Below are 11,008 nucleotides of genomic sequence, written 5' to 3' on the forward strand. Positions count from 1 at the left end.
ATGTTTTAGGAGGTGCAGGTTATGGAGGAGATGAAGGAAAGGGAACGTGTTCAAATGAATAACGGGCTTTTGCTTGAAGCGCTTAAAACGGAAAATCTGGATCAGTTCCGTACGGAGTTCCTTGAAATGCATCCATATGATCAGGCCCAATTTTATACAAGCTTGTCAGATGAATTCAGATCCGTCGTATATAGATATTTGTCACCGGAAGAAATGGCTGGCCTTTTTGAAAATATAGAAATAGATAAAGAGGATTTCGAAAGCCTGCTGGCTGAAATGAATCCTTCTTACGTAGCTGATATGCTTTCCCATATGTATGCAGATGACGCGGCTGACGTCCTAAATGAAATCAATGATGAGCAGGCCGTCAGCTATTTGACCATCATGGATGATGAAGCGGCAAGTGAAATCCAAGAGCTTCTAAACTATGAAGAGTATACAGCGGGAAGCATCATGACGACAGAGTTCATCGCCATTGAAGCAAACGAGACGGCTCGATCAGCCATGCAGATCTTAAAAAGGGAAGCTCCGCAAGCGGAGACGATATATTATGTGTTCGTTACCGATCAGGATAAGAAGCTTCTTGGTGTCTTATCGCTCAGGACATTGATCATAGCTGATGAAGATGCTTTAATTGGTGATCTAATGGATGACCGGGTAGTATCCGTACCTGTATCTGAAGACCAGGAAGAGGTTGCGCGTAAAATAAGGGACTATAATTTCCTTGCCGTGCCAGTCGTCGATTTTCAAAACCATTTGTTAGGGATCATTACAGTTGATGATATCATTGATGTCATGGATGAAGAGGCATCCGATGATTATTCTAAATTAGCGGGTGTACCAGATCTCGATCATGTTGATAAGAGTCCCTTTTCTGCTGCAAAAAAACGGTTGCCATGGTTGATCATTCTCTTGTTCTTAGGCTTATTGACCGCTAGCCTTATTGGTCGTTTCGAGGAGACACTTAGCCAAAAAGCGATCCTTGCTGTATTTATTCCATTGATTGGCGGCATGGCTGGCAATACAGGAACACAAGCATTGGCCGTGGCGGTACGGGGAATTGCAACAGGTGAATTGGAGCAGGCAAGCAAGTGGAAGCTCGTCATACGGGAGGCGGGGACTGGCCTCATCACTGGCCTGACATGTGGAACAGCCATCATTTTTATTGTATATATTTGGCAAGGTGATCTAATGCTGGGTTTATTGGTTGGAATATCGATTTTCATTACTTTAATAGTTGCCACACTCGCGGGATCGCTTGTACCGCTCCTCATGCATAAAATGAAGATTGACCCGGCGGTAGCCTCAGGACCATTCATTACAACTATCAATGACATTATCAGTGTTCTGATTTATTTTGGATTAGCTACATTATTCATGGGTTATTTACTATAAGTTAAAGCAGGCCTTTTGGGGAAGCGATATTCCAAAGGGACTTCAGAAAACGGTGTTTTTATCAGAGGAAATTTGGTATACTGTCATTAGTAGCAGGTACTAATAACTTGTATTAAAATTAGGAGGTCACATACGATGACTTTTTCATTAAAGGGAAAAACGTTTGTCATAATGGGTGTAGCGAATAAAAGAAGTATTGCATGGGGAGTTGCCCGTTCCTTACATAAGGCAGGTGCAAAGCTGATATTCACCTACGGAAAAGATCGTACAGAAAAAAGCGTTAGGGAACTATCTTCTACATTGGAAGGGAAGCCTTCCGCCATTATACAATGTGATGTAACGAAGGATGAAAGCATTGAAAAATGTTTTGCGACGATTAAGGAAGAAACAGGTATCATTCATGGCGTGGCACACAGTATCGCATTTGCCAACAAGGAGGAACTTGACGGAGAGTTCCTCAACACGAGCCGTGAAGGGTTCTTGCTTGCCCATAATATCAGTTCTTTCTCTTTAACCGCTGTAGCTAAAGCTGCGAAAGAAATCATGCCGGAAGGTGGCAGCATTGTCACGATGACGTATCTTGGCGGTGAACGTGTCATGCCAAATTATAATGTAATGGGAGTGGCTAAGGCGTCACTTGAAGCCAATGTCCGTTACCTATCAAATGATCTTGGTAAAGATAACATTCGAGTGAATGCAATCTCAGCCGGTCCAATCCGTACGTTATCCGCTAAAGGTATCCGGGACTTCAATACAATCTTGAAGAAGATTGAAGAAGAAGCACCGCTCCGTCGTACAACGACTCCGGAAGAAGTAGGGGATACGGCGGTATTTTTATTAAGTGACATGTCCCGCGGAGTTACCGGGGAAAATATCCATGTGGATTCGGGTTATCATATAATCGGATGACATAAAAAAGGGGACCTCTATGTCCCTTTTTTTATTGGTTTTCCCATCCTTTGTCTCTCTGCCCTTCAAAGATCGGTGTTAATCTGTGCTTTCCAGTATCTTGAATTTCCACATCAATTTGGATTGACCTGAGTGTGTCTTCCTCCAATGGAATTCTCCCGTTGGTTTCAACCTTCTTCCAAGCTTTAATATCCTTCCGATAGAGTTTTTCAGAAAGCCGGAAAAGGTCAATATCCCTTTTTTGTGTATATTGATAGGTTGTCTTTATTTCCTTTTTGATTGCACGTTTTATTTCTTTTTCATATTGATCACGTGTTGCCCCTTTTATCAACATTTCAACACTAGCTTTAACTTTCATCCTAATGTCAAAACGCACTTTTCCGTTTTTATCCACAAATGGTGTAATTTTATTTTTTTATCATAAATGACAACAAATACGTCATTTTTAGTTTCTGGGAAAATGGTTACGTTGTCCCGAACAAAATCTTTATTGAACCATCTTCCGCCATTCAACATCTTCTTTGGGAGAATTGCTTTGATTTTATTCTCTGAGATGATAGCGACTGTTTCCATTAATAAATCCTTCTTCTTTTTTTCCTGACTGTTCCATTGTTCTGTTAATTTAAGTTGTGGAATCGCCACTTGATGGGCAGGTTCATCAATATTAATAATTATCTCTCTTAAATTAATGGGCGGGATAAAAGAGCTTTGTTTATAATTATCATCTGGGTCGCTTAATTTTGAAAAAGCCACGGAAACATTTTCGATAGGACTTATGAGCATCGCATCTTTAATTGAGTCTTTAGTCATGAAAAAGAAAATTCGGTAGCGTGTTTCGCGGTAGCGGTCTAAAAAATCAGCGGTATACTTAAGGCCGCCCGTTTTAATGGCTTCTTCCGAAAAAATCACAAAAGAGATGTGACCCCAGTAAACACGCCGGTCAGCCGTATGATACAAATTAAATATGGCTTCGTCCAATGTGCTTCCGGACGCCTTCCCAACATCAGCTGAGCTAAAGGAACTGGGGTCACCGCCTGCTTCGGATTTTGCTAACCCTCTCATGTTAATGATTTGAAGGTAGACAATGACCTTCCCGTTCTTGTAATCGATTCCTAAACCGTTTGCATAAATGAGACGTTCAGGTTCATTCGAATCCCAGCATCCTGACAGTATAGAAATACAACACAATAGGATGAGTATGTTTTTGATCTTTTTCATTTTTGGTCATCATCGCCTTTCCTCGTCGGATCTTTTGTAGAAAAGATGGGAGGGCGTCTTTTATCCAAAGAGGGAGGTATCTGAAAAAGAGTTTTAACGATATTGGACAAGCTTAAGTTGGCGGTCACTTCCATATAAGGAACACCCAATATACGGATATTACTTACATATGCACAAAGAAACAGTGCTAACAGTATAAATGCGAAAAGTCCTAAAAAAGAAGCAGAAATAATAGCTAGGAGCCTTATTAAACTGATGACGCCATTGATGGATTGATTGACGAGTGTGTAAGTAGCGACAGCTGAACCAGCAATCACTACAAGCATGGCAGGGCTTGTCAAACATGATTAAAGCACCCAATACACTTAATGTCGGTCCGACTGAAGTGGGTAAACGCATCCCTGCTTCTTTGAACACTTCAAAAACGAACACCATGGTTATCGCTTCCAATGCGGTTGGTAATGGCAATCCCCTCCTTGACTCGACAACTGTGGCCAACAAAATCAGAGGGAGCTAATCCTGATGAAAGGTGGTTAATGCAACCCAAAATCCTGGCAGAAGGGCAGCGATAAAAATGCCAAATATTCGAAGAGCCCTTTCGAAGGAAGCATAAATGGACGTATACTCATGATCTTCAGATGTTTTTAACACAATAAATAGGTTGATGGGTGTGATCATTGTGTAGGCTACACCATCAATCAGAATTAATAGTCTGCCTTTTAAAAGGCATTGCACGGCAAAATCCGGTTTACCGGTGTAGTCATGCCTTGGAAAGAGAAGAGAGGGCTGTCCTTCAATTAACCCCATAAATTGATTCCCTCCATATATCCCATCTATATCAATTGCTTCAATACTTTTAGTGATAGTTTGAACCATTTCAGGATCAGAGATATCATCCATATATAAAAGGGCGACTTTAGTCAATGTTCGCCTTCCCACTTCGAAATATTTCACACTCAAGGAGTTTGTTCGCATTCGCTTTCGTATTAAAGCGACATTGATGGATAAATCTTCTATGAAATTATCTCTCGGCCCTTTTATCGTTACTTCTGTAGTTGTTTCCTCGGGAGTACGCTGCGGTCGATTAGCAATATTTGTAGACACCAGATAGTTGTATCCTTCAAAGTAAATCAATAATTTCCCAGAATAGATATCTGCGAACAACTCTTCCTTTGTGTTTACATCGGCAAGGTGAGGAAGATGAAGGGAGTCCTTTATGTCATCAATTTTTAAAGCTCCTCTTGGATGCTTTTCGAAAAATAAAGATAGCCTTTCAAATACAAGATTATTTAACAATTCAGTATCGATAAGACCGTCACATCCAATTAATGTGATTTTTATCGGAGACTCATCACGATATAAACTGCTTTGGAAGAATACATCTTCTGAATTATGAAAAATTTCTTTTATATCGTTTTCGCTTTTTATTATGAGATGTTCTGATTTTTCAATTTTACTATTCTGTTTGTTGGACGGTTGCTTTTTCGTTTTTTTGAACATCGGATGAGGAACTCCTTTTTTTACGATTACTGAATAAAACAAAAATACTTAAAAGGATGGAAAACGCTAAAAAGAACCAGAATGTAACCGGCAAGACAATTGTTTTTATAATGTAATATAATATGACATCACTGAAACTGAATGAATTGGAAACGATAAGCATCACTGAATAGACAATGAGCAATATCGTTTTGTTCAGCGGTTTTTTTATCGATAGGACTTCAAGCGATAAAAACAGTAAAAAGGAGACTCGTATGAATGCCCCGGTTAACCATTGATAAATGGATAAGAAGTCAAGGTGTTCAATGAACCTTCCCAAAGTGACCAATCCCCATTGCTCAAATGCAGGGTACTTTTGTCTTGAAGCTTCAAGCGGACCGAATTCGGTAATGGAGCCAATAAGGGGCCCAAGGATAAGCCAAGTAAGGATAATGGTATTCAATGCAAATACCTTATATTTTATTTTCCCATGAACTTTTTGTTGCATGAAAAGTATGACAATCAACTCAATAAGCCCTGACAAAGGATAGATCATCCCAGAGAAAACAGGAGACCAGCCATGTTCAAGAATCGGTTGCAAAAGTGAATAATTTTTAAATTGAATATTTGCGATTGCCACAAAAAAACCAAACAGGATTACGGCAAATAATACGAATGTATTGGTAATAGCAATCGTTTGGATGTTTGTTGAGACAAGGAAAAAGCAAAATCCCGTAAAAAGGATTATTTCAAAAATCGGTGGAGTTACGGGCAAGTAGGATACTTTTGTCCATACAACCATCTCTTTCAACGAAACTTCAGCTAATGAAGCGAAACAAATACTTATGACAATGGATAACATTCTGCCTGGCGCTTTACCAATATTCGTTTCCACCCATACAGATATGTTGGTCTGACCGGTGGATTTATGGATGTAAAATAAAAGTAAACACCAAATCATTATCAATACAAAAGCAAGTAAAACGGAAATCCATCCATCCCGTTTTGCACTTGGCAGTAAGTGCGGGAGGATCGTTACATGATTTTTCAAGCCGACAGCCGTCATCATGATTAAAGATAGTTGTACGGTTGAAATCTTTCCATTTTTTTTCATCTCCATTTACTCCTTTAACATATCAATATCTTTAGTTTTTTTTCATTAATCCCCAACATATCCAAAATTGGTTACCGTCATTATTTAACATCTCCAGCATAAAAAAGGGTGAATTTCATATAAATGATACATAGAGTAGATATTAAACTGTTTGTGAGAATCAGTATAAACCTGCTTTCAACCCTATTCGTGAAAAAGAAGGAGGGGCATCATGGACGTGAAGAAAGTTGACCTGCCTTGTGCTGTTGGAAAACAAAACATACACAATATGCTGAAGAGACATAGGAATTTGAATTTGGATGAAAAAAAATTCAGCACTTCATATACTGCCGAGGAATTGGTGGAGCTATTGTCCCGACTCCCTGCCTTTGCACCTAAGCCTGTTTGTAAATTCATCATCAATGACCGCACACTGTTTGGAAAATTGGAACATAAGAAAGAATCCAGTCTGTTCATAAGGCATAAATTCGGGAAAAAGGTTGTTCAATACCATATGAAACAGCTGCAGTCTGTGGATATTCTGAAATATTAAGGAGGATTTTCATGTCAGAGAATAATGGCGATAAGGAATCCAAACCATTGTTATATGTAGATCAGGCAAAAATCTCCGATCTGCGAGGGAATATGCAAAGTGATTTTCGAACGAAAAAAGAAACACCGCAAGAAAACGTTGAGCCGGTACTTCAGGAAGACGGGCATAAGGAAGAAAAAATCGAAAAGATCAAACGCGAATTTGGTGTTTATGATGTCATGAAGGAAATCGAAACAGAGATTACGGGTATAAGGAAAATTACCGAACAATATGTCCCAGAACAAACTCCGGTTGAACACATGGAAAATCCTGAACAATCAGAACAGGAAACCGAAAAGCCAGTTAAGAAAAAAAGAAAGAAAGTGGAGAAAAGGGAATCTTCTGGAGACATCATTTCCCGACTATCCAATCATCAAGGTTTTCCAAAGCCATTATGTGAGGCTGTTATTAACGGAGAAACGCTTCAGTTTCAGGTGTTGGGAATGAAAGGGGAATCAGTAAAGATTAAAAGAGGGAACCATATTCGTTTCGTAGGTCTACCGGATATTATTGATGCCAAAATAATTGGAGAATCCAAGAAGAAGGAGCAATATTGAATGTTTCTCCCGGAAAATGAGTTCACCTTATTTCTAATATTAGGCTTGGCTTCTTTCAGGCTGACACGCTTGATCGTATTCGATAAAATCATGGAACCGATACGCCGCCCCTTTTTTAAAGAGATAGAGGAAAAAGATGAAGAAGGAGATGTGGAAATATTTTTAATGCCCAAAGAAAAGGGCCTGCTTGGCTGGGGTGGGCAACTGCTTAGCTGTTTTTGGTGTGTTGGTGTATGGATCAGCCTTTTACTGGTACTCCTTTATATACAACATTGGTTTATAGGCTACGTACTGATTCTAACCCTTGCAGTAGCGGCAGTAGGCGCGATAATTGAGGTCATAATCAGCAGAATTATGGACATTTGATTGGAAACAACTTGTCTCTTCGCTCATATAGTAAGTTATAGACATTAAGGAGGAGTCATGAATTGAATAAGAAACAGAGTCCGTGGGCTTATGCCAAACCGATGAAAAAAGATCAGCCGGTCAAAATCAAGAAGGACTGTGGCTGTAACAATAAGAACAAAGGATATTAAGTAAAAAAAAAACCTTTCCAATTCGGAGAGGTTTTTTTTATTTCCTAATCCTACCATTCATAAAAACCAGTGAAACAAGAAAATAATAATAGAACGATAAATTAGGATGTGATTCTATGTTCAGACAAGGAAGATATTTTAAGGGCAAATGGCTGTTTGTTATGTTTGTTTTGTGTTTGCTCACTGCCTGCAGCAGTCAGGGTGACGGAAAAACAGAGAATTTAGCATTGATTAAACGTACGAATCCTGAACCGATGGACATCATTAATGGGATGGATGAAAAGGATGAAAAGGGACTGATCTCAAAGGTCAAGGAAACCGTTGCTAACGAAGACGCCATCTATGATGTGATCGTCGTGAAAAATGGCAAAAAGATTATCGTCGCATATAAGGTTAAGCACTTAAAACGTTTTCATATGAAGAAAATTGAAAAAACTGTGACTAGAAATCTTGAAAAGCAGTTTCCCAAGTATAATTTTATCGTTTCGAGCGATTATAAAATCTTTTTGGAATCTGTAAGATTGAACGAGTTACTCAAGGAAAAAGATGTTCCCGAGAAAAAGGCGAAAAGGAAGTTCAAGGAGATTGAAGGACTTCAAAAAGAATTAATTTAGAAAGGGAGGTTCAGCACTATGAGCGGCAAGGAGAAAACTACCCCACAGCAGGATGCATATAAAGAGCTCCAAGGGAAGCATGAAATTAAAAGGCCGATAGTGAAGAATTGTTTGAAAGCCTTTTTAGTAGGTGGCATTTTCTGCATAGTGGGACAAGCCATTTCTTACTTTTATATTTACTTTTTTAACTTTACGGAACAGACAGCAGGTAGTCCAACAACTGCTACCATGGTATTTCTGGCTCTTCTAATGACCGGCTTCGGGTTTTACGACCGCATTGGACAGTTCGGTGGGGCAGGAAGTGCCGTTCCTGTTACAGGGTTCGGTAACGCAGTCATTTCGGCGGCTATCGAACATCGGACTGAAGGATTTGTCCTTGGTGTTGGAGCCAATATGTTTAAATTGGCTGGATCGGTTATTTTATTTGGAGTATTTTCAGCCTTTGTCGTGGCGTTGATAAAAACGATTTATCAAATGATAGGGGGCTAAGCGATGTTAAAGGGAAAACAAACATGGATGTTCACCAATAAACCGGTCATCTTGGAAACTGGAGTAACAGGTGGGCCCTTCGAGGCAAATGGAGAAATCGCTGGTGATTTTGATATCCTATACGATGATTTGTGGATGGAACAGGATTCTTATGAGAAGGCTCATCGCCATTTGATGGAGAAAGCGGTTGAGCTTGCACTGGAGAAAGGTAAGATTGACAAGGAGCAGGTACAATTTTTCTTGGCGGGTGATTTAATCAATCAGGTTACACCCACAAGTTTTGCAGCCAGAACCAACGGCATTCCATACTTCGGCTTGTTTGGTGCCTGTTCCACCTCAATGGAAGGTCTCGCTCTAGCTGCCTTCATTACCAATTATGGCGGGGCTAACTATGTGTTGACAGGCGCCTCGAGCCATAATGCAGCTGTTGAAAAGCAATTTCGCTATCCAACTGAATATGGAGGGCAAAAACCTCCGACAGCTCAATGGACGATAACAGGAGCAGGGGTGGCACTGGTAGCTCCTAATGGAAGCATTCAAGGGGAATTTCCCCATATCGTCTCGGCCACCATCGGAAAGGTCATTGACATGGGATTGAAAGATCCCTTCAATATGGGGGGAGCGATGGCCCCGGCCGCTGTCGATACAATTCTTGCCCATTTCAAAGATACTGGTCTGACCCCGGATGATTATGATTACATCATTACTGGTGATTTGGGGAAAATAGGCAGAGGGACAGCCATTGACTTATTAAAACAAAAGGGCTGCGATATCAATCAGGAAAAATTCAAAGATTGCGGATTGATGATTTTTAAAAAGGATCAGCCTGCTTTGGCAGGCGGGAGTGGTGCTGGATGTTCGGCTGTGGTTTTATATGGCCATATACTAAATGAAATGATTTCTGGTAAATATAAAAGAATCCTGCTTGTTGCAACAGGAGCATTATTGTCACCGCTATCCGTCCAGCAAAAAGATTCCATTCCGTGCATTGCCCATGCGGTAGCCATTGAATATGGGATGAAATCATGAAAAAGGAGAGATTTGGATGTTAGCAATGTTTTTTTGGGCCTTTGTCATCGGTGGCTTGATATGTGTAGTCGGCCAGCTTCTTTTCGATGTTGGCAAGCTGACACCAGCACATACGTTAAGCCTGTTCGTTGTAATAGGAGCTATTCTTGGCGGGTTTGAATTATACGAACCGCTTGTTGACTTTGCCGGTGCTGGAGCAACCATACCAATCGTTTCGTTTGGGAATTCGCTCGTGAACGGGGCAATGATGGAATCGGAAAAACACGGTCTCGTTGGCGTACTGACAGGTATGTTTGAAATTACGAGTTCCGGTATCTCTGCAGCTATCATCTTTGGATTTATCGGGGCGTTAGTTTTCAGACCAAAAGGTTAAAATAACGGAAATAGGCAGCCTGGACTAGGACATGGCCTATACATATTTGTCCAGACCTACATATGTTATCAGTAAGCTTTAGCGAGAGCGAGGTGATTTAGTATGTTTGGTTTCGGTGGCTACGGTTGTGGCAACAGCTGTTATGGCTACGGAGGCGGTTATGGCGGAGGCTATGGTTGCGGCGGTTCTACTTTCGCGATAATCGTCGTCTTGTTTATCCTATTAATCATTGTAGGGGCTTCTTTCTGCTGCTAACGTAAATGGAATAGGCAGAAGAAGCCTATTCCATTTATTTTTATTTGTGAGGGCCTAGCACCATTTTTCTGTTAATACATAGGATAGGTACAGAAAAGGGAGGGGCTTAGGTATGGATAATAACTTTTTTAAAAACATAGAAGGTAAAACGGGCGTAAATATGAAAGATGTATTAGAGTTGGCAAACTCTTTACAGGGAGCCAATTTCAAAGATGAAACAACAGTTAGAAGCGTCATCAAGCGCGTTTCAAAAATAGCAAATAAGCCGGTCAATAAGGAAACGGAAGATAAGATCGTCCATTCCATTGTATCTGAAGGGAATAAACTGGATTTCGGGACCATTTCCAATATGATAAATAAAAAGTGAAAAAAAGGCCTGCTAAAGTGCAGGCCTCAGTTTGTAGACAAAAGGGGTTCGGAATTAAAAAATTCCGAACCCCTTTTTGAGATTCCCTTTGAATTTTTGCCT

Annotated in this window: 15 protein-coding genes and 1 pseudogene; 11 read left to right on the forward strand and 5 right to left on the reverse strand. The window is 40.2% G+C overall.

Translation table 11 applies throughout. The features are described 5' to 3' along the window. Positions 1-54: 54 nt before the first annotated feature. Both mgtE and fabI read left to right on the forward strand, forming a co-directional pair. Entirely contained in the window at positions 55-1,395 is a 1,341-nt protein-coding gene (gene mgtE / locus N9I19_RS17770; protein ID WP_411730485.1) for a magnesium transporter, read from the forward strand. Positions 1,396-1,530: 135 nt separating this feature from the next. Beyond that, on the forward strand, positions 1,531-2,304 hold the full coding sequence (fabI, locus tag N9I19_RS17775; RefSeq protein ID WP_317778552.1) for an enoyl-ACP reductase FabI: 774 nt from the start codon (positions 1,531-1,533) through the stop codon (positions 2,302-2,304). Positions 2,305-2,335: 31 nt separating this feature from the next. Here fabI and N9I19_RS17780 read toward each other — a convergent pair whose 3' ends face one another. The 5 genes and pseudogenes from N9I19_RS17780 to N9I19_RS17800 all read right to left on the reverse strand — a co-directional run bounded on the left by N9I19_RS17780 (position 2,336) and on the right by N9I19_RS17800 (position 6,115). Further along, positions 2,336-2,662 carry a Ger(x)C family spore germination C-terminal domain-containing protein gene (locus N9I19_RS17780; RefSeq protein ID WP_317778553.1) on the reverse strand — a complete coding sequence of 109 codons (327 nt, stop codon included), beginning with the start codon at positions 2,660-2,662 and terminating at the stop codon, positions 2,336-2,338. Further along, a complete protein-coding gene (locus N9I19_RS17785) occupies positions 2,659-3,522 on the reverse strand; it encodes a Ger(x)C family spore germination protein (protein WP_317778554.1) in 864 nt (287 codons plus the stop codon). The genes N9I19_RS17780 and N9I19_RS17785 overlap by 4 nt, the downstream gene beginning before the upstream one ends. Then, a complete protein-coding gene (locus N9I19_RS17790; RefSeq protein ID WP_317778555.1) occupies positions 3,519-3,863 on the reverse strand; it encodes a spore germination protein in 345 nt (114 codons plus the stop codon). Before N9I19_RS17790 ends, N9I19_RS17785 begins: the two co-directional genes overlap by 4 nt. Positions 3,864-3,924: 61 nt before the next feature. Further along, positions 3,925-5,022: pseudogene (locus N9I19_RS17795) on the reverse strand (spore germination protein); the annotation flags it as partial. Beyond that, the gene (locus tag N9I19_RS17800) at positions 4,979-6,115 is read right to left on the reverse strand and encodes a GerAB/ArcD/ProY family transporter (protein WP_317778556.1); all 1,137 of its coding nucleotides are present in this window, start codon (positions 6,113-6,115) and stop codon (positions 4,979-4,981) included. The gene N9I19_RS17800 and the pseudogene N9I19_RS17795, both read right to left, overlap by 44 nt. Before the next feature lie 211 nt (positions 6,116-6,326). Here N9I19_RS17800 and N9I19_RS17805 point away from each other — a divergent pair, with 211 nt between their 5' ends. The 9 genes from N9I19_RS17805 (at position 6,327) to spoVIF (ending at position 10,906) form a co-directional block, all read left to right on the forward strand. Next, positions 6,327-6,647, forward strand: a complete 321-nt coding sequence (locus tag N9I19_RS17805) for a hypothetical protein (protein WP_317778557.1) — start codon at positions 6,327-6,329, stop codon at positions 6,645-6,647. Positions 6,648-6,658: 11 nt separating this feature from the next. Continuing rightward, positions 6,659-7,243, forward strand: a complete 585-nt coding sequence (locus tag N9I19_RS17810) for a hypothetical protein (protein ID WP_317778558.1) — start codon at positions 6,659-6,661, stop codon at positions 7,241-7,243. Continuing rightward, entirely contained in the window at positions 7,244-7,609 is a 366-nt protein-coding gene (locus N9I19_RS17815; RefSeq protein WP_317778559.1) for a DUF1360 domain-containing protein, read from the forward strand. It begins immediately after the preceding gene. 286 nt (positions 7,610-7,895) lie between these two features. Further along, positions 7,896-8,393: a YhcN/YlaJ family sporulation lipoprotein gene (locus N9I19_RS17820; protein WP_317778560.1), complete on the forward strand. Its 498-nt coding sequence runs from the start codon at positions 7,896-7,898 to the stop codon at positions 8,391-8,393. An 18-nt stretch (positions 8,394-8,411) separates the two neighbouring features. After that, positions 8,412-8,882 (forward strand): stage V sporulation protein AC, encoded by a 471-nt coding sequence (gene spoVAC / locus N9I19_RS17825; RefSeq protein WP_061462121.1) that lies wholly within the window; start codon positions 8,412-8,414, stop codon positions 8,880-8,882. Between the two features lie 3 nt (positions 8,883-8,885). Next, complete coding sequence (gene spoVAD, locus N9I19_RS17830) at positions 8,886-9,911, forward strand: stage V sporulation protein AD (RefSeq protein WP_089365068.1); 1,026 nt, start codon at positions 8,886-8,888, stop codon at positions 9,909-9,911. 16 nt (positions 9,912-9,927) lie between these two features. Beyond that, complete coding sequence (gene spoVAE, locus N9I19_RS17835) at positions 9,928-10,284, forward strand: stage V sporulation protein AE (RefSeq protein WP_317778561.1); 357 nt, start codon at positions 9,928-9,930, stop codon at positions 10,282-10,284. Between the two features lie 102 nt (positions 10,285-10,386). Continuing rightward, on the forward strand, positions 10,387-10,539 hold the full coding sequence (locus tag N9I19_RS17840) for a YjcZ family sporulation protein (RefSeq protein WP_081108729.1): 153 nt from the start codon (positions 10,387-10,389) through the stop codon (positions 10,537-10,539). 112 nt (positions 10,540-10,651) lie between these two features. Further along, positions 10,652-10,906 carry a sporulation-specific transcription regulator SpoVIF gene (gene spoVIF, locus N9I19_RS17845; protein WP_061462124.1) on the forward strand — a complete coding sequence of 85 codons (255 nt, stop codon included), beginning with the start codon at positions 10,652-10,654 and terminating at the stop codon, positions 10,904-10,906. Positions 10,907-11,008 lie beyond the last annotated feature (102 nt).

Source organism: Peribacillus sp. CSMR9, assembly GCF_033141925.1.
Taxonomy (GTDB): Bacteria; Bacillota; Bacilli; order Bacillales; family DSM-1321; genus Peribacillus; species Peribacillus simplex_A.